18 protein-coding genes and 1 pseudogene are annotated in these 21403 nt (G+C 61.9%); 13 read left to right on the top strand and 6 right to left on the bottom strand.

Annotation, left to right across the window (positions count from 1 at the left end; all coding sequences use genetic code 11):
* Positions 1–351: 351 nt before the first annotated feature.
* Both ACLEJU_RS12500 and ACLEJU_RS12505 read right to left on the bottom strand, forming a co-directional pair.
* Positions 352–570 carry a helix-turn-helix transcriptional regulator gene (locus ACLEJU_RS12500; RefSeq protein WP_435422661.1) on the bottom strand — a complete coding sequence of 73 codons (219 nt, stop codon included), beginning with the start codon at positions 568–570 and terminating at the stop codon, positions 352–354.
* Positions 571–1702: 1132 nt separating this feature from the next.
* Positions 1703–3124 carry a site-specific integrase gene (locus ACLEJU_RS12505; protein ID WP_435422660.1) on the bottom strand — a complete coding sequence of 474 codons (1422 nt, stop codon included), beginning with the start codon at positions 3122–3124 and terminating at the stop codon, positions 1703–1705.
* 316 nt (positions 3125–3440) lie between these two features.
* On the opposite strand from ACLEJU_RS12505, the gene ACLEJU_RS12510 reads away from it, so the two are divergent.
* The 12 genes and pseudogenes from ACLEJU_RS12510 (at position 3441) to ACLEJU_RS12565 (ending at position 15006) form a co-directional block, all read left to right on the top strand.
* Complete coding sequence (locus ACLEJU_RS12510) at positions 3441–3902, top strand: Lrp/AsnC family transcriptional regulator (protein ID WP_435422659.1); 462 nt, start codon at positions 3441–3443, stop codon at positions 3900–3902.
* Between the two features lie 169 nt (positions 3903–4071).
* Positions 4072–4433, top strand: a pseudogene (locus ACLEJU_RS12515) (toxin).
* Entirely contained in the window at positions 4411–4725 is a 315-nt protein-coding gene (locus ACLEJU_RS12520) for a helix-turn-helix domain-containing protein (protein ID WP_435422658.1), read from the top strand. Before ACLEJU_RS12515 ends, ACLEJU_RS12520 begins: the two are co-directional and overlap by 23 nt.
* Before the next feature lie 161 nt (positions 4726–4886).
* Positions 4887–6569, top strand: coding sequence for a flavin monoamine oxidase family protein (locus tag ACLEJU_RS12525; RefSeq protein ID WP_435422657.1), 1683 nt, complete (start codon positions 4887–4889; stop codon positions 6567–6569).
* Between the two features lie 15 nt (positions 6570–6584).
* Positions 6585–7379 carry a carbon-nitrogen hydrolase family protein gene (locus tag ACLEJU_RS12530; RefSeq protein ID WP_435422656.1) on the top strand — a complete coding sequence of 265 codons (795 nt, stop codon included), beginning with the start codon at positions 6585–6587 and terminating at the stop codon, positions 7377–7379.
* 168 nt (positions 7380–7547) lie between these two features.
* Entirely contained in the window at positions 7548–9827 is a 2280-nt protein-coding gene (gene pqqF / locus ACLEJU_RS12535; RefSeq protein WP_435422655.1) for a pyrroloquinoline quinone biosynthesis protein PqqF, read from the top strand.
* 169 nt (positions 9828–9996) lie between these two features.
* Positions 9997–10068, top strand: coding sequence for a pyrroloquinoline quinone precursor peptide PqqA (gene pqqA, locus ACLEJU_RS12540; RefSeq protein ID WP_003243383.1), 72 nt, complete (start codon positions 9997–9999; stop codon positions 10066–10068).
* Between the two features lie 80 nt (positions 10069–10148).
* Positions 10149–11060: a pyrroloquinoline quinone biosynthesis protein PqqB gene (gene pqqB, locus ACLEJU_RS12545; RefSeq protein WP_435422654.1), complete on the top strand. Its 912-nt coding sequence runs from the start codon at positions 10149–10151 to the stop codon at positions 11058–11060.
* Positions 11061–11087: 27 nt separating this feature from the next.
* Entirely contained in the window at positions 11088–11825 is a 738-nt protein-coding gene (gene pqqC, locus ACLEJU_RS12550; RefSeq protein WP_181004558.1) for a pyrroloquinoline-quinone synthase PqqC, read from the top strand.
* Complete coding sequence (gene pqqD / locus ACLEJU_RS12555) at positions 11822–12097, top strand: pyrroloquinoline quinone biosynthesis peptide chaperone PqqD (RefSeq protein ID WP_103448706.1); 276 nt, start codon at positions 11822–11824, stop codon at positions 12095–12097. Before pqqC ends, pqqD begins: the two co-directional genes overlap by 4 nt.
* On the top strand, positions 12069–13217 hold the full coding sequence (gene pqqE / locus ACLEJU_RS12560; RefSeq protein ID WP_435422653.1) for a pyrroloquinoline quinone biosynthesis protein PqqE: 1149 nt from the start codon (positions 12069–12071) through the stop codon (positions 13215–13217). The genes pqqD and pqqE overlap by 29 nt, the downstream gene beginning before the upstream one ends.
* Entirely contained in the window at positions 13183–15006 is a 1824-nt protein-coding gene (locus tag ACLEJU_RS12565; protein ID WP_435422652.1) for a S9 family peptidase, read from the top strand. The genes pqqE and ACLEJU_RS12565 overlap by 35 nt, the downstream gene beginning before the upstream one ends.
* Positions 15007–15038: 32 nt before the next feature.
* Here the strand turns inward: ACLEJU_RS12565 and ACLEJU_RS12570 are convergent, their stop codons facing one another.
* Both ACLEJU_RS12570 and ACLEJU_RS12575 read right to left on the bottom strand, forming a co-directional pair.
* Complete coding sequence (locus ACLEJU_RS12570; protein WP_009681539.1) at positions 15039–15197, bottom strand: YqaE/Pmp3 family membrane protein; 159 nt, start codon at positions 15195–15197, stop codon at positions 15039–15041.
* A 140-nt stretch (positions 15198–15337) separates the two neighbouring features.
* Complete coding sequence (locus tag ACLEJU_RS12575) at positions 15338–16618, bottom strand: aspartate aminotransferase family protein (protein ID WP_435422651.1); 1281 nt, start codon at positions 16616–16618, stop codon at positions 15338–15340.
* A gap of 212 nt (positions 16619–16830) precedes the next feature.
* On the opposite strand from ACLEJU_RS12575, the gene ACLEJU_RS12580 reads away from it, so the two are divergent.
* Positions 16831–17754, top strand: a complete 924-nt coding sequence (locus tag ACLEJU_RS12580; protein WP_435422650.1) for a LysR family transcriptional regulator — start codon at positions 16831–16833, stop codon at positions 17752–17754.
* A 237-nt stretch (positions 17755–17991) separates the two neighbouring features.
* On the opposite strand, the gene ACLEJU_RS12585 is transcribed toward ACLEJU_RS12580, so the two are convergent.
* Both ACLEJU_RS12585 and ACLEJU_RS12590 read right to left on the bottom strand, forming a co-directional pair.
* Positions 17992–19770: an acyl-CoA dehydrogenase C-terminal domain-containing protein gene (locus ACLEJU_RS12585; protein WP_435422649.1), complete on the bottom strand. Its 1779-nt coding sequence runs from the start codon at positions 19768–19770 to the stop codon at positions 17992–17994.
* 123 nt (positions 19771–19893) lie between these two features.
* Complete coding sequence (locus tag ACLEJU_RS12590) at positions 19894–21177, bottom strand: diguanylate cyclase (protein ID WP_435422648.1); 1284 nt, start codon at positions 21175–21177, stop codon at positions 19894–19896.
* Positions 21178–21403 lie beyond the last annotated feature (226 nt).

Raw genomic sequence — 21403 nt, forward strand, 5'->3', positions numbered from 1 at the left:
AGGGCGGTCATCGGTGAAGCTCCTATGCAAAGTTGGAGCTGCCACTGATCGTCGCCAAACGATTTAGGGTGGCAGCTGTACGCAGGTTGGCGAACCGGGGCATAGGAACCCGGCAGACCCGAAGGTCTCCCGCGCACAGCCGCCATAACACAGGACGACAGGCACAAAAAAAGCGCCTGCTGTCGAAAAATGGGCGCTTGTGCGCCTATGCATGTCGGGTCGCCAAACCCGGTCGCTGAATTTGCAGCGACACGGCGAAGATACCTCCCGAGTAAGGATGAAACAAGCGCTTTTTTCGGGCCAGCCGTGCCCGTGCCCGCAACAGCGCAGGCGTGATTGGTCATCATGAGGTTACGCCTCCTGGCTGCGCAGGAAGCTTTCGACGGAATCGGGCTCCCAACGCACGGAGCGACCGAAACGGATCGGCTCAGGGAAGCCGGGCGTCTTGGACCAGCGCCACCAGGTCGAACGGCTTACCTGGTACTTGGCGCAAAGCTGAGCAGCGGTTGCGCGGGCGCCTGGGATTGGCAGGCTGGGTGCATCGGTGTTGCTGATGGCGGTTTGGGCCATGTTCGATTTCTCCTTATGAGGAAAAACCGAGGGGATAGACCTGCAAATCATCGGGAACAGGGCAAATGTATGCATACCCAGTGTTGCGCATTATTCCCGTTGGTACTACAGTCCGCCCGAGTTTACCGTTATCGGTAAACCTCTGAAGCCGTCTCAAAAGCTTCTCCCCTCGGGGTTTGTGTGCTGGCCTGGCTGGTATACAGAGGACGTTCCACCGTCCTTTCCCGAATAGGCCCTCGGTATTCCACTACCGGGGGCTTTTCTTTGGTTGCAAACTAGCGATCGCCATTCTGCTTCCATCGTCACAACTTTCATAAGGCAGCAGGATGTCGCAGGCGTGGCCGCATAGTAACGGCTAGATTTGTGATGGCGCAACACCCAAAGAGGCAAATTCGGCAACTCTTCTGGCTATGTACGTGCCTACAGACGTACATAACTATCGAGGTCGAAATGTAATATGGGGGCTCTAGGGGTTTCTAGGGGGCTCCTGCGTACTCATGCGTAGTCATAGCGAAGCGCTGAATCATGACGACCGACTGCCATGACCGTTCATCAGATAAGCTCAAGAGCCCGTAGTACGGGGCCTCAAGGGTCCCTATTGAGGCCCTACTGAGGCCCTATTGAGTCCCCTGCTCATCAATCGCACCGACCAAGCATGCATTGATCTGACGCGTCAGTTTTAGCGGCTAAACAAAAGCTGACGCGTCAGGCACACTTTTTCTGTCAGCCCTATCGGTTGATAGCATGGTGCTCACGACTTCACAGATCGTGAACTTTTCCACTTTAAGTGTAAAAACCAAAAATCCTGTTCGACTGAACAAAAAGTCTGTTCCGCCAAAATGGATTAACTTGTGTTTTTGCAATAGTTTTGGAATCGATAACAGCTATAAGCCTTGTCGTTGCTGTGTTTATACACGGTCTTACGAAGCAAGCCTTCTTTATGAAACCGCGACAGCGCGACACCCCATTAGATTCGCGGCTTCTAGCGATTTTCCTCCCGCGACAGGAAACTACTGCGTCACGGATGAAAAAACACTACAGCCCCCGTATTACGCTGGTTGTCGCACTGTCGCGCATGGAACACCCTGCCAGCGCAACACTGGCCCCCGCCAGAGCATGGGATTCTGTGCGCTCAGTCAGCCGATTTCTTTTTCCGGCGCGAAAGCAGCACCACGTTGTCAGCCTCCCCCTCACCGCTTGCCAGCTTGTCTAGGTAGCGGCCCCACTGCTCCAAGGCAGCGCGTTTCTCAGGCAGGTAGCTGTATCGGTCGTAGTGCTTGGCCTGCACACCGCTACGCCCGTGAGAGAGCAGCCAGGCCCGAACCTCGGCGGACACGCCTTGGTGCGCCAGCAGTGTTTCAGCCGTGACGCGCACGTTCTTCCAACTGAATGGCTGGGTCTTGCCCGATGCCGACAATACACGGCCTGCCTCTACGAACAGTCCGCTGAAGGTGTCAGGGCTGGCGGTGCTGCCGGACGTTAGCGAGAACGGACCAGGGGCGATCCGGTCATCTAGAAGCGGCTGAATGACTTCCCTGATTCGATCAGTGATTGGCAGCAGGTGGTCCCATGCCTGGGCCTTGCGCCCCTTGGCATCGACTAGGCTGATCGTGCTTTCGGTGACGGCATCCCAGGGCACAGCGCAGAACTGGGTGAGCCGCTGGCCACCAAAATAGATGAGTGCCTTGGCGATGGCCGCATATCGAAGCGGCAATGTGTCCAGGTAGCGCAGAAGCTCGCCAAGCTCATCGGGCCTCAGAGACTCAGTGTGGCCACCGCCAGTGCCTTGGGTGACGGGAATGTCGCGCACTGGGTTGCTGCTGATCGCAAACACCTTGCCGTCCTGCGCCAGCCGCTCCGGTGCCAGGTGGGCCTTGGCCGCGTGGCTGAATGCAGCTCGCAGGTATCGCCGAAGCTTGTCGCAGGTGGTCCGCATTCCGTTGAAGGAGCTACCAGGCGCCTTGTTGCCGATACCACGCCCCTTTGGCTTACGCCCCAGCACACCGGCAAGGATCAACTGTATATCTTCTGGCTGAATCTCCGCCGCTGGCCTGGCCACCAGGTCGGGGTGATAGGTCTTCACGTGGAGCTGGAACATTCGGCCAATCTCCTTTGCGCTCACGCGGCCAGCCTCGACCATGCTGGCGGTGTAACTGTCCATCAGATCGGCAAAGGAGCCGCGTCGAGCAGCAACCTCGGCTGCCCGCTGCGCACGCTGCTCCGCTTCGACCTGGGCGGCTTTCTGTCGCTCGGACTGGGCCAGGTAGGCAGCAATACCGCCAGCGGCCTCGACCTCAATCGACAAGCTCATGGCGCGGTGCCGTAAGTCGCTCAGGGAAAACTCATCTGCCCCCGGCCTAGGGCGCTTAGCCAGGGCGCCCAGGGGAAGACGCTGGTCAGTGGTGGGGGTGCGCTCGCGGTAGTAGGCCATCACGACCCCAGACGCCTTTCGCTCGAGCAGCAGCGTGCCCTTGCCACGGGACCCAACCGGCTCAGATTTTCGGGTCTTGACCGCGTGTGCTTCCAGGTCAGTCAGCCGCGTGCGCTTCGCCATGATTTTCCCCGTTCGTTCCCCGTTTCGAGTGAGAACTCAGGGTATCTAGTGAAACGTAGAAAAACAAACGAACCAGGCAACCAACTGATATTGCTGAATTTTATGAATATTGGTGGCTACCCATGAAACGCCCCGAAACCCCTCAAATGATCACTCATAATCCTTTGGTCCACGGTTCGAGTCCGTGTGGGCCCACCAGCTATGACGAAAGCCGCGCCTATGCGCGGCTTTTTTGTGCGCGAAGGATGACAGTTTTGGGGCTTGCCCTGCTTGTCTACGGCTGGCTAGGCTAATGAACCCTCCGTAGAGACTCACCATGTCGGACTCCCGCCCCATCACCCTCGACGAAATCGACCGCCAGCTGATCGCCCTGCTGCAGATCAACGCCCGCGAAAGCGTCGCCACCCTCGCCCGCCAGCTCGGCATCGCCCGCACCACGGTCAACTCGCGCCTGGAACGGCTGGAAAAGAACAAGGTCATCACCGGCTATGGCGTACGCCTTGGCCAGCGCCTGATTGGCGGCGGGCTGCAGGCCTATGTCGGTATCAAGGTGCAGCCACGCTCCGGCAAGGAAGTAGTGCGTCGCCTGGGTGCCATGGGACAGGTGCAGCAGCTGTGCGCGGTGAGTGGCGAGTTCGATTACGTGGCCTGGTTGCGCAGCGATTCGCCAGAGCAACTCGACCAGCTGCTGGACCAGATTGGCAGTGTCGAGGGAGTGGAGAAGACCACCACGTCGATCATCCTCAGCAGCAAGGTTGATCGCGGGCAGCCTGTCTGATCCATCAGACTACCGAAGTCTTACAAGGTGATGCCGACACTTCCTACAGACGTTACAAGCTGCAATTCAATGACGCTCCCTCAGCGCGCCGACGCGTATAGGCTGGAAAGAAAGCCCATTGATGGGCTCCTCCTACCCATCCAAACTATACGCAGATTACGTATACGAAATGGACGCGATTTTTGTTGAGTTGCCACCTTTTGAACGCCACCGTGCCGAGTTTCTCAGCGAAGAACAGTTCCGCTGCCTACAGCAGATCTTGTTGAGCTGCCCAGATGCAGGCGAAGTCATCAGAGGAACCGGAGGGCTTAGAAAATCCGATTTTCTGATCCGCATCGGCACAAGGGAAAACGGGGCGGCATCCGCGTCATTTACTACTACTGGCTATCGGGCATGCAGTTCTGGTTGTTCACTCTTTACGGGAAAGACATGCAGGATGATCTGACAGATCAACAGCGAAAAACGCTGAAAACGATGCTCGAACGCGAATGCCTGATGAGGACACACCATGCCCCGCAACCTCTTCACTGAGCTCAGCGAAGGCTTCGACGCCCTGGCCGAGGAGCGTGCAGGAAAAATGACCCTTCGCTCGCACAAGGTTACTTACCAGGAACTCGCACCACTGGCTCCCAACGAGCTGCTTGAGCTGCGCCAGCAACTGAACATGTCCAGAGCGCTCTTCGCGAACTATCTGCGAACCAATGCCCGAACGCTTGAGAACTGGGAGCAAGGTCGCTCCAAGCCGAATGCCCAAGCCATTGCCTTGATCCGCTTGGTACAAAAATTCCCGGAAACGGTGGAGCACCTTGCCGCTCTAAGCTAATCGACAAAATTGATGCAGCCTTCATCATATCTACGATAAAAACTACATTCCGCCATCATTCTGCATCTTAATTACGAACACCCCGCTTCATAAAATGACCCCCAGCCATCTCCTATACTCAGGCTCCGCCCCTCGCGCAGCCGTTCTGGCAAGGTCACTTCATGAACAAGAAAAACCGCCACCCCGCCGACGGCAAACAGCCCATCACCATCTTCGGCCCGGACTTCCCCTTCGCCTTCGACGACTGGCTGGAACATCCGGCCGGCCTGGGCAGCATTCCAGCCGAGCGCCATGGTGAGGAAGTCGCCATCGTCGGCGCCGGTATCGCCGGCCTGGTTGCGGCCTACGAATTGATGAAGTTGGGCCTCAAGCCCGTGGTGTACGAAGCGTCGAAGCTCGGCGGGCGGCTGCGTTCGCAGGCCTTCAACGGCACCGACGGCATCATCGCCGAACTCGGCGGCATGCGCTTTCCGGTGTCCTCCACCGCCTTCTACCACTACGTCGACAAGCTGGGCCTGGAAACCAAGCCCTTCCCCAACCCGCTGACGTCCGCATCGGGCAGCACGGTGATCGACCTTGAAGGCCAGACCTACTACGCCGAGAAGGCCAGTGACCTGCCGAAACTGTTCCACGAAGTGGCCGACGCCTGGGCGGATGCGCTGGAAAGCGGCGCCAGGTTCGCCGATATCCAGCAAGCGATCCGTGAGCGCGACGTACCTCGGCTGAAAGAGTTGTGGAACAAACTGGTACCGCTGTGGGACGACCGCACCTTCTACGACTTCGTCGCCACCTCGCGCTCGTTCGCCCAGCTGAGCTTCCAGCACCGCGAAGTGTTCGGCCAGGTCGGTTTCGGCACCGGGGGCTGGGATTCGGACTTCCCCAACTCGATGCTGGAAATCTTCCGCGTGGTAATGACCAACTGCGACGACCATCAGCACCTCATCGTTGGTGGCGTGGAACAGGTGCCACAGGGTATCTGGCGCCATGTGCCGGAGCGTTGCGCCCACTGGCCGGCAGGCACCAGCCTCAGCTCGCTGCATGGCGGCGCACCACGCACCGGGGTCAAGCGCATCGCCCGCGCGGCCGACGGGCGCCTGGCGGTCACCGACAACTGGGGCGATACCCGCCACTATGGTGCGGTACTCGCCACTTGCCAGAGCTGGCTGCTGACCACCCAGATCGACTGTGAAGAGTCGCTGTTCTCGCAGAAGATGTGGATGGCCCTGGACCGTACCCGCTACATGCAGTCATCGAAGACCTTCGTAATGGTCGACCGGCCTTTCTGGAAGGACAAGGACCCGCAAACCGGCCGCGACCTGATGAGCATGACCCTCACCGATCGCCTCACCCGCGGGACCTACCTGTTCGACAACGGTGACGACAAACCGGGGGTGATCTGCCTGTCGTACGCCTGGATGAGCGACGCCCTGAAGATGCTGCCTCATCCCGTGGAAAAGCGCGTGCAGCTGGCTCTGGACGCGCTGAAGAAGATCTACCCCAAGACCGACATCGCCGGGCACATCATCGGCGACCCGATCACCATTTCCTGGGAAGCCGACCCGCACTTCCTCGGCGCGTTCAAGGGCGCGCTGCCGGGCCATTACCGGTACAACCAGCGCATGTACGCGCACTTCATGCAGCAGGACATGCCTGCCGAGCAGCGCGGCATGTTCATTGCCGGTGACGATGTGTCGTGGACCCCGGCCTGGGTCGAAGGTGCGGTGCAGACGTCGCTGAATGCGGTGTGGGGTATCATGAACCACTTTGGTGGCCACACCCACCCGGACAACCCAGGCCCGGGCGATGTGTTCGACGAGATCGGGCCCATTGCCCTGGCTGACTGAAACCAAGGAGGCAGCATGCGCATCGCTCTGTTCCAGGGCGCACCCAACCCGCTGGACGTGCCCGGTAACCTGCAACGGCTGCGCCACCAGGCGCAGTTGGCGGCCGAGCGTGGCGCGCAATTGCTGGTGTGCCCGGAGATGTTCCTGAGCGGCTACAACATTGGCCTGGCGCAGGTCGAACGGCTGGCCGAAGCCGACGATGGTCCCTCGGCCATGGAAGTGGTGGAGATCGCCCAAGCGCACCGTATCGCCATCGTCTACGGCTATCCGGAGCGCGCCGATGACGGGGCGATCTACAACAGCGTGCAGTTGATCGATGCCCATGGCCGGAGCCTGTGCAATTACCGCAAGACTCACTTGTTCGGCGAGCTGGACCGGGCGATGTTCAGCCCCGGCGCCGACCATTTCCCGGTGGTCGAGCTGGAGGGCTGGAAGGTCGGCATGCTGATCTGCTACGACATCGAGTTCCCGGAGAACGCCCGGCGCCTGGCGTTGGCAGGTGCCGAACTCATCCTGGTGCCGACGGCGAACATGACGCCGTACGACTTCGTCTGCCAGGTGACCGTGCGCTCGCGGGCGCAAGAGAACCAGTGCTACCTGGTGTATGCCAATTACTGCGGGGCCGAGGACGAGATCCAGTATTGCGGGCAAAGCAGCATCATCGGGCCCGATGGCAGCCTGCTGGCAATGGCCGGGCGCGATGAGTGCCAGTTGCTGGCTGAGCTGGAGCATGAGCGGGTGGTGCGGGGGCGTGAGGCGTTTCCTTATCTGACCGATCTGCGTCAGGAATTGCACCTGCGTCAGGGCTGACAGGGGCCGCCTCGCGGCCCATTCGCGGGCACGCCCGCACAGAGACCGCGTGATCGTGTGGTCAACGCTATTGCTTCGGGAGCGGGCGTGTCGGGACGCCGCACCGCCGCGAATGGGCCAGACCTGCCTTGTAAATGGGTTAGCATGAACACCTGCCCCGGAGTTCCCATGCCTGACACCACCCGCCACCTCACCCTCGCCAACGGCTTGCAGCTGACCCTGCGCCATGCACCGCGCCTGAAACGCTCGGCGGCCGCCTTGAGGGTGCATGGGGGAAGCCATGATGCCCCAGCCGCATGGCCGGGCTTGGCCCACTTCCTGGAACACCTGTTCTTCCTCGGCACCGCACGCTTCCCTCTGGAAGATGGCCTGATGCGCTACGTCCAGGCCTTGGGTGGCCAGGTCAATGCCTCCACCCGCGAGCGCACCACCGACTTCTTCTTTGAAGTGCCGCCCGCCGCATTGGCCGGTGGTCTGGAGCGCCTGTGCCAAATGCTTGCCGAACCGGACCTGAGCATCGAACGGCAAAGCCGCGAGCGGGAAGTCATCCACGCCGAGTTCATTGCCTGGTCACGCAACCCGCTGGCACAGCAGCAATTTGCCTTGTTGCAATCGGTGGTCGGCGATCATCCGCTGGTCGGCTTTCATGCAGGCAACCGCTATTCCCTCGTTTTGCGCAATATTGCCTTCCAGCAAGCGCTCACGGGCTTTCACCAGCGCTTCTACCAGGGCGGCCAGATCACCCTGAGTCTCGGTGGCCCGCAGTCACTGGATGAACTGGAACAACTCGGCAGGCAATACGCCGGGGTCTTCGAAACGGGCGCTCCCGTGCAACAAGCCTTGCCACCCGCCCTGGCCGCCAGCAAACCGCTACTGTTCGCCCACGAGGGCCTGCCCGCAGGTGCAGAGCAGGCGCTGGAGCTGCTGATGGTCAACCTCGGTGACAACCGCCCCGGCAGTTGGCTGGATGCATTGGAGCGACGCGGCTGGCTCAAAGGGTGCAAGATCGAGAAGCTGTATGCCTTCGCCGGGCAACTGCTCTGGCACATCGACCTGAAGCTCACGCCCAATGCCGATCCCGATGAAGCGCTGAAGCTGCTGCACGGCTGGTTCGACTTCATCCGCCAGACAGACCCTGCCCAACTCAACAGCGCGTTTGGCCACTTGCAACAACGTCGCGAACGCAGCGCCAGCGCACTGGAACTGACCCGCCACGACAGTGCCGGGCAGCCGTTTGCAGCGCTGGATACTCAAGCGCTGGGCGCGCTTGAAGCACTGCTTGGACAACTGCCACGTCACGCATACCGGCAATGGCACCTACCTACGCCGGAGTCCTTGTTGTTCGATGAACTGCCCACTGCTCGAACTGCAGAACTGCCGCGTGCGATGGGCATCAGCGACCTGCTTCCACCCGAAAGGCAATACGCAGCACTTTACCTACGGTGGCACGTGCCATCGACCTTGCGCCAGCGTCTGCAGGGTGTACTTGAACGCACCCTGCACCCCATGCAAGTACGTTGCGAGCAGGCCTGCGTGCAACTGCAGTTCAACGCGTCAGGCGAATACTGGCAGCTACACTGCGCTGGCCATCCGGCAGCCGTGGTACGCGCCACAGGCCAGGCCCTGGCGCTGATGCAGGCGCCCTCCAACTGGCAGCCATCGCCAACTGAGGCGATCGCTCTGATACCGATCAGGGCGCTAATCAATCAGCTACCTGACGCCGTGCTCGGCACTCGCCCCGCCCAAACGCCTTCCTGCACACTCGATCAGGCGCTGCTCGACGACGCCTGGCAGCACAGCCACTGGCAGGGCCTGGCCGTGGGCTTCGACACCAGCGCCGTGCAGGCATTGAGCTCAGTGCTGCAGAGCTGCCCAGGACAAGGCGCGGTGCCCAAGCCTGCCGCCCTCTGGACCGCCCATCGCTGGCACCATGCCAAGGTGCCGGGCAGTGAACATGCCCTGCTGCTGTTCTGCCCACTACCCGCCGGGCAGCAAGCCAGTGGTCGCCTGCTGGCCCAGCTGCTGCAAGGCCCGGTGTATCAACGACTGCGGGTCGAGTTGCAACTTGGCTATGCCGTTTTCAGTACCTTCCGTCAGATCGAAGGCATCGGTGGCCTGCTGTTCGGTGTGCAGTCGCCACATGCCAGCCAGGGCGAAATCCTCGATCACCTGCGCGAGCTTCTGGGCCAGGGTGTCACCCTCGATAGCCGTGCTCGCCAGGCACTGGCCGAGCAGTTCGACGAGCCTGCCATGGCCAACGCCGAGGTCGCCGAATGGGCATGGCAGACACACCTGGCCACACAACCCGGCGACCTGCTTGCGCTGCAGCGGTCTATTCTGATGACGCAACAAGCGGATCTGGACGACCTGCTTTGCGACCTGCTCGGCTCCGATTGCGCCTGGCTTTGCCTGGCCAACAGCGCCGCGCCCGATGTGTCCTGGCACTGATCTCGCGGGGATTGTTACGTTTACTGCAAGGGCGCTTATCAAAGAATTAACCTTTCAGTACAAAATTTTCTTGTAAGATAACGCTATCTCAGCCAATGGAACCTCCAGCTCCAGCTGGCACCCAATGAGTAGCTGAAGCACCCCAACCCCATCCGGAAGGAGAACGCCCATGTGGACCAAACCTGCATACACTGACCTGCGTATCGGCTTCGAAGTGACCATGTACTTCGCCAACCGCTAAGCCCTGCTTTGCGGTTCGACGCCTCGGCCCGCCGGGGCGTCGTCGTTTTTCCGATACGGCTTTTCGCAGAAGGAGTGGCCATGTACATCCAGATTCTCGGTTCCGCCGCCGGCGGTGGTTTCCCGCAGTGGAACTGCAACTGCGTCAACTGCAAGGGCTATCGCGACGGCAGCCTGCGTGCCACGGCGCGCACCCAGTCGTCCATCGCCCTGTCCGACGACGGAGAGCACTGGATCCTGTGCAATGCTTCGCCCGACATCCGCGCCCAGCTCCAGGCCTTCGCACCGATGCAGCCGGCGCGTGCCCTGCGCGACACCGGCATCAACGCCATCGTCCTGCTCGACAGCCAGATCGACCACACCACCGGCCTGCTCAGCCTGCGCGAAGGCTGCCCGCACCAGGTCTGGTGCACCGACATGGTCCACCAGGACCTGACCACCGGCTTTCCGTTGTTCAACATGCTCAGCCACTGGAACGGTGGCCTGCAGTGGAACCGCATCGAGCTTGAAGGCAGTTTCGTCATCGATGCCTGTCCCAACCTCAAATTCACCCCCTTCCCGCTGCGCAGCGCCGCGCCGCCCTACTCGCCGCACCGCTTCGACCCGCACCCGGGCGACAACCTCGGCCTGCTGGTCGAGGACACGCGCACTGGAGGCAAGCTGTTCTACGCCCCTGGCCTTGGCCAAGTCGATGCCCAACTGCTGCAGATGATGCACGGCGCCGACTGCCTGCTGGTCGACGGCACGCTGTGGGAGGATGATGAAATGCAGCGCCGCGGTGTCGGTACCCGCACTGGCCGCGAAATGGGCCACCTGGCGCAGAACGGCCCCGGTGGCATGCTCGAAGTGCTCGACGGCTTCCCGCGCCAGCGCAAGGTGCTTATCCACATCAACAACACCAACCCGATCCTCGACGAAGATTCATCCGAGCGCGCCGAAGTCCAGCGCCGCGGCGTCGAAGTCGCCTTCGATGGCATGAGCATCGAGCTGTAAGGAGGCCCCGTGAGCGACGCACTGCCAATGTCACCTGCCGAATTCGAGCAGGCCCTGCGCGCCAAGGGCGCATACTATCACATCCACCATCCGTACCATGTGGCGATGTACGAAGGCCGCGCCACCCGCGAGCAGATCCAGGGCTGGGTGGCCAACCGCTTCTACTACCAGGTCAACATCCCGATGAAGGATGCCGCGATCCTGGCCAACTGCCCGGACCGCGAAATCCGCCGCGAGTGGATCCAGCGTCTGCTCGACCATGACGGCGCGCCCGGCGAGGACGGCGGTATCGAAGCCTGGCTGCGCCTGGGCCAGGCAGTCGGCCTCGACCCCGACCAGTTGCGCTCCCAGGAGCTGGTGCTGCCCGGCGTGCGCTTCGCCGTCGATGCCTATGTCAACTTCGCCCGCCGTGCCAGCTGGCAGGAGGCGGCCAGCAGCTCGCTGACCGAGCTGTTCGCTCCGCAGATCCACCAGTCGCGCCTGGACAGCTGGCCGCAGCACTACCCGTGGATCGATCCCGCCGGCTACGAGTACTTCCGCACCCGCCTGGGCCAGGCCCGGCGCGACGTGGAACACGGCCTGGCGATCACCTTGCAGCACTACACCACCCGCGCGGGCCAGGAGCGTATGCTGGAGATCCTGCAGTTCAAGCTGGATATCCTCTGGAGCATGCTCGACGCCATGAGCATGGCCTACGAGCTGAACCGCCCGCCCTATCACACCGTCACCCAGCAACGGGTCTGGCACAAGGGGATTGCCCTATGAGTTTCGACCGCAAGCAAGTGCCGAACTGGCGCCCCGGCTACCGCTTCCAGTACGAACCGGCACAGAAAGGCCATGTGCTGCTGTACCCCGAGGGCATGATCAAGCTCAACGACAGCGCCGGCCTGATCGGCGGGCTGATCGACGGCAAGCGTGACGTGGCGGCGATCATTGCCGACCTCGAACAACAATTCCCTGGTGTGCCCGAAGTCGCCGACGACATCGAGCAATTCATGGAGGTGGCCCGTGCCGAACACTGGATCACCCTCGCCTGAGGTGCCGGTCGGCCTGCCGCTTTGGCTGCTGGCCGAGCTGACCTACCGCTGCCCGCTGCAGTGCCCGTACTGCTCCAACCCACTGGACTTCGCCGCCCAGGGCCAGGAGCTGAGCACCGAGCAGTGGTTCAAGGTAATGGCCGAGGCCCGCGAGATGGGCGCTGCGCAGATAGGCTTCTCCGGTGGCGAACCGCTGGTGCGCCAGGACCTCGCCGAGCTGATCGGCGAGGCCCGTCGGCTGGGCTACTACACCAACCTGATCACCTCCGGCATCGGCCTGACCGAAGCGCGCATCGCCGCCTTCAAGCAGGCCGGGCTGGACCATATCCAGATCAGCTTCCAGGCCAGTGACGAGCAGGTCAACAACCTGCTGGCCGGCTCGAAGAAGGCCTTTGCGCAGAAGCTGGAGATGGCCCGGGCGGTGAAGGCCCACGGCTATCCGATGGTGCTCAACTTCGTCACCCACCGGCACAACATCGACAAGATCGACCGCATCATCGAGCTGTGCATTGCACTTGAAGCCGACTTCGTCGAGCTTGCCACCTGCCAGTTCTACGGCTGGGCGCACCTCAACCGCCTGGGCCTGCTGCCGACCCGCGCGCAGCTCGAACGTGCCGAACGCATCACCAACGAGTACCGGGAAAAGCTCAAGGCCGCAGGCAGCCCGTGCAAGCTGATCTTCGTCACCCCGGACTACTACGAGGAACGCCCCAAGGCCTGCATGAACGGCTGGGGCAGCCTGTTCCTGACCATCACCCCCGACGGCACTGCCCTGCCTTGCCACGGCGCCCGGCAATTGCCGGTGCAGTTCCCTAACGTGCGTGACCATGACCTGCAACACATCTGGTATGACTCGTTCGGCTTCAACCGCTTCCGCGGTTACGACTGGATGCCCGAGCCGTGCCGTTCGTGCGACGAAAAGGAAAAGGACTTCGGCGGCTGCCGTTGCCAAGCCTTCATGCTGACCGGTGATGCCAGCAAGGCTGACCCGGTGTGCGCCAAGTCGGCCGACCACGGCATCATCCTCAAGGCCCGCGAGGAAGCGGAGACCGCCCAACTCGCCATCGAAGAGATGACCTTCCGCAATGAGCGTAACTCCCGTGTCATCGTCCGCGGCTGAATTCAGCGCCGCCCAGGCCGTTGCCGCCGGCACCGACTTTGCCGAACTCAAGGTCAGTGCCGAGGGGCTGTACTGGAACGAATTCCGCCCGGCCGATGGTGCCTGCCGCATCTGGCAGTGGCGTGACCAGCAGGCGAGCTGCCTCACGCCCGATGGTTTCAGCGCGCGCAGCCGGGTCTACGAATACGGTGGTGGTAGCTTCTGCCTGGGCGGTGATGGGTTGCTGTTCGTCAATGAAAAGGATCAGCAGGTCTATACCCAGCGACTCGAAGGCAGTGCACCACGCGCCCTGACCGACCAGCCCGATTGCCGCTATGGGGATGTGCAGTGGCACGACGGCAAGGTGCTGGCAGTCGAAGAGCGCCATAGCGAAAGTGTCGAACATCGCCTGGTGGCACTGGACGGTTCCACACGCGAGGTGCTCGCCGAGGGCGCCGACTTCTATTCCTCGCCAACGATCAGCGCCGATGGCCAACGCCTGGCCTGGATCGAATGGGACCGTCCGGCGCAGCCTTGGACTGTTACCCGGCTGATGTGCCGAGAACGCAGTCTCAGCGGCAACTGGGGAGCGGTACGCTGCATGGCGGCTGATGACGAATCACTGCAACAGCCCCGCTTCGATGCTCAAGGCCGGTTGTATTGCCTGTCCGATCGCAATGGCTTCTGGCAACCGTGGGGCGAAATCGACGGCCGCTGGCAAGCCCTCCCAGCAGAGCCAGCAGACCACGCCGCTGCACCCTGGCAACTGGGCACCAACACCTGGCTGCCCATGGGGCCGCAGAGCTACCTGGCCAGCTGGTTTGAAGGTGGCTTCGGGCAACTGGGCCTGCGCTCCGACGATGGACGGGTGGAGCGATTCGCCAGCGCCTATACGCGCTTCCGCAGCCTGGCCATGGATACCGAATACCTCTATGCCGTCGCGGCCTCACCGATCAGCCCGCCAGCAGTTATTGCCATTGCCCGCGCCAACCATGAGGTCAGCGTGCTGGCCGGTGGCGCAGAAGTGCTACCTGCAGCGCACATCAGCCTGCCGCAGTCGATCCATTACAAGAGCGGCGACGCGTTTGCCCATGGCTTTTTCTATCCAGCAACCGCCACCAGGGGCCCTGCACCTTTGCTGGTATTTATTCACGGCGGCCCGACTTCGGCCTGCTATCCGGTGCTCGACCCGCGCATCCAGTACTGGACCCGACGCGGTTTCGCCGTGGCCGACCTGAACTACCGAGGCAGCACCGGCTATGGCCGGGCATATCGCCAGGCGCTGCACCTGCGTTGGGGCGAAAGCGATGTGCAGGATGCCTGTGCCGCCGTCGAGTATCTGGCTGGGCAAGGGCTGATCGACCCCGGCAAAGCCTTCATTCGCGGCGGCAGTGCCGGTGGCTACACCACGCTGTGTGCCCTGGCTTTCCACGAAGTGTTCCGTGCGGGTGCCAGCCTTTACGGGGTCAGTGATCCGATTGCCCTTGGCCAGGCCACGCACAAGTTCGAAGGTGATTACCTGGACTGGCTGATAGGTGACCCGCAGAAGGATGCCGAACGTTATCGACAGCGCACGCCGCTGCTGCATGCCTCGCAAATCAAGGTGCCGGTGATCTTCTTCCAGGGTGAACTGGATGCAGTGGTGGTGCCGGGGCAGACGCGCTCGATGCTGGCCGCGTTGCAAGCCAATGGCATCGTGGCCGAAGGGCATTTCTATGCAGAGGAACGGCACGGGTTCCGCAAGGCCGAGAACCTGGCGCACGCGCTGGAGGAAGAGTGGAAGTTCTATTGTAGGGTGTTGGAGGGCTGACAGCCTGGGGCCGCTGTGCGGCCCCGGCATCCTCAGCGTTTGGCGATAATGTAGACCGCATGCACGATCCCGGGAATGTAACCCAGCAGGGTCAAAAGAATATTCAGCCAGAACGCCCCGCCAAACCCCACCTGCAGAAACACGCCAAGTGGCGGCAGGATGATGGCGATGATGATGCGAATGAAGTCCATGCGGGTCTCTCCTGAAGGGGTTACAAGGAAGACCCGTTGCGCTTGCTGGAGGTTCCACAGGCAAAAAAAAACGCCCCGGGCCAAATGAAACAGGCACGGGGCGATGCGCAGAAACGCCAGACGGTTCGTAGAATTCTTGATCAGGCCGGCATTTCGCGGCGGGCCTGTTGTTGCGTATGCAAGCGGGCAAAGGCCCGGGCCAGGCGAAGGAGCATTTCGTCGATGTTGCCCTTGCTCACGGTCAGCGCCGGCGAGAAGCGCACGACATCAGCCTGCGGCGCGTTCAGCAGCAAACCTTCGTGCAAGGCAGCCTCGACCAGTTCCTTGGCCAGGTTTTCCTGCAACTGCAACGCCCACAACAGCCCCTGGCCACGCACTTCGCCCTGGCCATAGCGGCCGGCCAGACGGCTCAGGCCATCACGCAGATGACGACCACTGTCCTGCACTTGCCCGAAGAAGCCGGGCTCCAACAGGGTTTCCAGCACGGCCAGACCCGCGGCGCTCATCAGGGCATTGCCGTGATGGCTGCCCTCCAACTCGCCCGGCTCGGCGCAGCAGGCTGTCCCGCGAGCGAGCAAAGCCGCCAGGGGCACACCGCCACCCAGGCCCTTGCCCAGCGTGATGATGTCGGCACGTACACCGTAGGTCTCTTCCGCCAGCAATGCCCCACAGCGGCCAATACCCGTCTGCACTTCATCGAGAATCAGCAGGATGCCCAGTTCCCGGCAGAGCTTTTCCACGCCTTGCAGGTACTCACGTGTCGCCGGGATCACCCCCGCCTCACCCTGAATCGGCTCGAGCATGATCGCCACGGTGCGCGAATCGACCTCGGCATGCAGCGCCGCCAGGTCATTGAACGGCACCTTGCTGAACCCCGGCAGGCCCGGCTCGCAACGGTTGCACGGCAGTGGATCGGAGGCCGACAGCGCGCCAAGGCTGCGGCCATGGCAGGCCTGGCTGGCAGTGATGATGTGGTAGGCGCCGTTGCGGTGCAGCTGGCCCCACTTGCGCGCGAGCTTGATCGCCCCTTCACAGGCCTCGGCACCGCTGTTGAGCAAGTAGGCCTGGTCGCTACCCGTGCTCTGGCACAGGCGGTGGACCAGCGCTAGCAGGCCACGGCTGTGGTAGCCCGCACCCGGGTTGATCAGCGCCTGGGCCTGATTGCTCAGCGCCTTGACCAGTGCCGTCGGGCTGTGACCAAGGCTGTTGACCGCGCCGCCCTGGGTGAAGTCCAGGTAGGCATGCCCTTCGTTATCCCACAACCAGGAGCCCTGACCCCGTACGAACACTTGCACTGCACGTTCGGTGCTCGGCATAAGGTGCTCGCGCGACAACTGCGGCGCATCCGCCACGATCACCGGCGCACGCTTGGGCTCGGCAACCGCGGCAGAGGCCGAACGGCGCAGGTTGAACAGGTTCATCGGGGCTCCAACCAATCACGGTAAAGGGCGGCCAGGGGTCCGGTCTTGGCGCCGGCGCTGGATAATTTTGCCTTGCCTATCAAAAGTGTTTTTCAAACGCGGTAACAATGAGCTGATTGTTCGCTGTAACCCGTTGGAATACGGCGATAGACTAGGCTTCGGCGGCGTTCGCGGCCATTTCGTTTTCCCAGCTTTTTCGATAAGTGTTACTTATGGATTTTCGCCAACTGCGTTATTTCGTCGCGGTGTATGAAGAAGGCCACGTTGGCCGCGCCGCCGAACGCCTGTCGCTGTCGCAACCGGCTCTGTCACAACAGATTCGCCAGCTTGAGCACAGCCTCGACCTGAGCCTGTTCGAACGCAGCAACAAGCGCCTGCTGCCGACCCTGGCTGCACACACCCTGTACAACCATGCCCTGCCGCTGCTGGATGGCCTGCAACGTGCCCATGAGGCCATGCGCAACTTCAAGGGCCAGTCCTTGCGAACCCTGGCCATCGGGGTGCTGCAGACCGTGCGGCCAAGCCTGGTGCCACAGCTACTGGAACGCGTGCGCAAGGCCCAGCCGCATCTCGTGGTGCAGATCTATGAACTGTCGGGGCTGGAGATCGAACGGCGGCTGCTCAATGGCAACCTGGACATCGGCATCAGCTACCTGCCACCGCGCCAGCCAGGCCTGCACGGTTCGCTTCTGTACGAAGACGAGCTGCAGGTTGTCATCCCGGATACTCACCCTCTGAAGGACTTCAAGAAAGTCTCCATCAAACAGGCTGCTGAATTGCCGATGCTGATGCTCGGCGAGGAGTTCCAGATCCGCCAGATCTGGAAGGAGCAACTGGCGGCACAAGGCCGCAGGCCGCAGGTGCAAGCCGAGATGAACAATATGGCGGGGATTCTCGACAGCCTGGCGCACACCGCATTGGCGACCATCCTGCCTGGGCGGGCCAAGGATGCCGCCGAGCATGACCAGGGTTTGCTGTGGAAACCGTTGAGTGAGCCGCGCGTGCCGCTCAAGGTCGGCCTGGTGTTCCGTGATGCCCAGCGCCAGCAGGCGTCGGTGGAACTGCTGCGCACGTTGCTGGAGGAAGAGGCTGACGCCCGGCAATTGGGTGCTGCGCCGCTGGATGTGCTCGGCTAAAAAACGCAGACAAAGAAAACCCCGCCGAAGCGGGGTTCTCTAGACTGTTTCCCTGTGACATCCCTATCGCCCCGCCATCCTGGCAGGAAATCCTTCGTTGTCCCTGTTCTGTCCTTTGCGCTTCCTGCGCAACGTCCATGTAGAAAGATTAACTGTGGATCCAATCTGGCGCCAGTGGCGAAAAGTCACCACGTCATGTAGGAAAAGGCTTACAACAAGTAATCTTTCGCAAACACTTCAAAACTGTTCGGCATCCAGCAGGTACAGCGACTCACTGCCCGCCTTCACCGAAGCCACCAACGAATTCACCCGTGGCAGCAAGCGCGCGAAGTAGAACCGCGCCGTGCCCAGTTTGGCCGCATAGAACGCCTCGTCGCCTTCACCGGCCTTGGCCGCCCGCGCCATCAGTGCCCACATGTAGGCATAGGCTACATAGCCGAAGGCCTGCAGGTACTCGACCGACGCGGCACCGATCTCGTTCGGATTGCCCTTGGCCTGCTCCAGTACCCACTCGGTCAGCCCGTCGAGCTGATCCAGGTAGGCGCCCAGTGGCTTGGTAAATTCGCCCAGCTGGCCATCAGCGCTGGCGATGAACTGGCGAATCTCGTCAGAGAAGAGCTTGTAGTACGCACCACCGCTGGCCACCACCTTGCGCCCCATGAGGTCCAGCGCCTGGATACCGTTGGTGCCTTCGTAGATCTGGGTGATACGCACATCGCGCACCAGTTGCTCCTGGCCCCACTCGCGAATGTAGCCGTGGCCACCGAATACCTGCTGGCCATGCACCGTGCACTCCAGGCCAAGGTCGGTGAGGAAGGCCTTGGCCACCGGAGTCAGCAGCGCCACCAGCTCTTCGCTGCGTTTGCGCGTGACCGGGTCTTCGCTGTACTTGGCGCTGTCGAGCTGCATCGCCACATAGGTGGAGAAGGCACGACCGCCCTCGATCAGCGCCTTCATGGTTAGCAGCATGCGCCGCACATCCGGGTGGACAATGATCGGGTCGGCGGCCTTGTCCTTGGCCTGCGGCCCGGTCGGGGCGCGGCTCTGCAGGCGATCACGGGCGTACTCCACAGCGTTCTGGTAGGAACGCTCGGCCGACGCCAGGCCCTGGATACCTACGCCCAGGCGTTCGTAGTTCATCATGGTGAACATGGCCGCCAGGCCCTTGTTCGGCTCGCCGATGATGTAGCCGACGGCCTCGTCGAAGTTCATCACGCAGGTCGCCGAAGCCTGGATGCCCATTTTGTGCTCGATCGAGCCGCAGGTGGCCGGGTTGCGTGCGCCGAGGCTACCGTCTTGGTTGACCAGGAACTTCGGCACCAGGAACAGCGAGATGCCTTTGGGCCCTGCCGGTGCGTCCGGCAGTTTGGCCAGCACCAGGTGAATGATGTTCTCGGTCAGGTCATGCTCGCCGCCGGTAATGAAGATCTTGGTACCGCTGACCTTGTAGCTGCCATCGGCCTGGGGCTCGGCCTTGGTGCGAATGATGCCCAGGTCGGTGCCGGCATGCGGTTCGGTCAGGCACATGGAGCCGGCCCAGACGCCGGCGTACATGTTCGGCAGGTACTTTTCCTTCAACGCCTCACTGGCGTGGGCGTTGATCGACAGGCAAGCACCAGCGGTCAGCATCGGGTACAGGCCGAAGGCCAGGCTCGAGGCGTTGACCATTTCCTCGACCTGCGCCGAGATCGCCTTGGGCATGCCCATGCCACCGAATTGCGGGTCACCGCCCACGCCCACCCAACCGCCTTCGGCGTAGGTGCTGTAGGCCTCGATGAAGCCGGCAGGCGTACGCACGGCGCCGTTGTCCCAGTGGCAGCCTTCTTCGTCGGCGGCGCGGCTGAGGGGGGCAATGGTCTTGCTGGTGACCTTGCCGGCTTCTTCCAGCACAGCCATGGCAGTGTCCGCGTCGACCGCCTCGGCCAGTTCGGGCAATTGCGCCCACAACTCGGCCACATTGAAGACTTCATTCAGTACGAAGCGCATGTCGCGCAGGGGCGCTTTATAGTCAGCCATGACAACCTCTCGCTGGTCGGGTCGGGGCGGCTCGTGAAAAAAGCAACCCGGGGTTGAATCCAGTGTAACCGAACAACTTTTGCGAGACATAGGGTCATCACGCGACCATATAGTCTGTTTTGGTCACGCCATCCGCACTGCCCCGCGCTGGGATTGTTGACCATAAACCATTACACAGTTGCGCCCTGCACCCTTGGCGCTGTACAGCGCCTGGTCGGCGGACTTGAGCACTTCTTCCGGGTTGCGATGATCGACCAACCGCTCGGCGACGCCGATGCTGATGGTTACCGAGACCGTACCGCCGGCGCTGCCGCTGCGACGCTGACGCCCGGCGGAATCGTCCTGCGGGCGGCTGTTTTGATCACGCAGGTGCATGGTGTAGTTGGCGATCATCTCGCGTACCGCTTCCACGTGCGGTACGCACTCTTCGGCGGTCTTGCCGGCAAACACCAGGGCGAACTCCTCGCCACCGTAACGATAGGCGCGGCCACCGCCAGTGACCTTGGACAACCGGCTGGCGACCAGCCGCAGCACCTGGTCACCGACATCATGGCCGTGGGTGTCGTTGAATTTCTTGAAATGGTCGACGTCGGTCATCGCGATCACGTAATTGCGACCCAGGCGTTGCATGCGCTCGTTCAACGCACGGCGCCCAGGTAAACCGGTCAGTTCGTCACGGAAGGCCATCTGGTAGGCCTCGTGCGATACCGCGGCGGCAATCATCAGCATTACCTGGCTGCACATGATGTTCAGGGTAAAAGGCAGGATGAACGTCTTGGGCAGCATCCAGAAGATACCGACCAGGCCGATCAGCTGCGCCGCATGCAAGGGCCGGGGCTTGCGCAGGTATTGCACGACCAGCAGCACGAACACCACGAAGAACACTGGGTACACCATCTGGATCAGACTCATCCACTGGCCATGCAGCGACGGCCAGCGGATCTCCGCCAGCCAGGCTAGCAGCGCCTGCGGGAAGCTCTGTTCCAGGGCCACAGCCACGCTGCCGACGGCGAACAGCACGGCGAAGCGGGCCAGCAGGTCCTGGGCCAGGTGAGTACGTTCCTGCCAGGCGCCAAACAGGCCGTACAAGGCAGGTAGCAACAGGCACACCAGGTGGAAGATCACCGCCGCGTCCTCGCGCACGCGGCCGTTGTCACGGTAGTAATCGGTCTGGGTGTCGAGCAGGAAATAAGCGATGTAAACCGTGACCATCAGGAACAGCTCACGCTGGCGTCGATACACGGCGCAGTAGGCACCGCCCAGCAGCAAGACCAGGGTGGGAAGGACGTTGAACAGGGATGTGAAGAAGACACTGAGGTCTCTTACATAGGCCGCCGCAAGCCCAGCCAGCAGCAAAAACAGCGAAGGCAGGAAATGGCTCGCGCGAACAGCGTTTAGACGAAACAAGGGCAATCTCCGACCCGGCAGATCAATAATAGCATTGTGCCTCTACTTCATCGGCAGCACACGTGAATAGATGAGTACACCGGTGGGTTAACGGCAGCGGGCGTGGCGGGCTTGAGCTTTTCTTGTATCAAAAAGCCACCGCGATCCCTGCAGGAGCGGCCTTGTGTCGCGAAAGGGCTGCAAAGCAGCCCCCGGATTTCAGCATTCAGGCTGATAATGCCGGGGC

Source organism: Pseudomonas sp. SMN11 (assembly GCF_052041945.1).
GTDB lineage: Bacteria > Pseudomonadota > Gammaproteobacteria > Pseudomonadales > Pseudomonadaceae > Aquipseudomonas.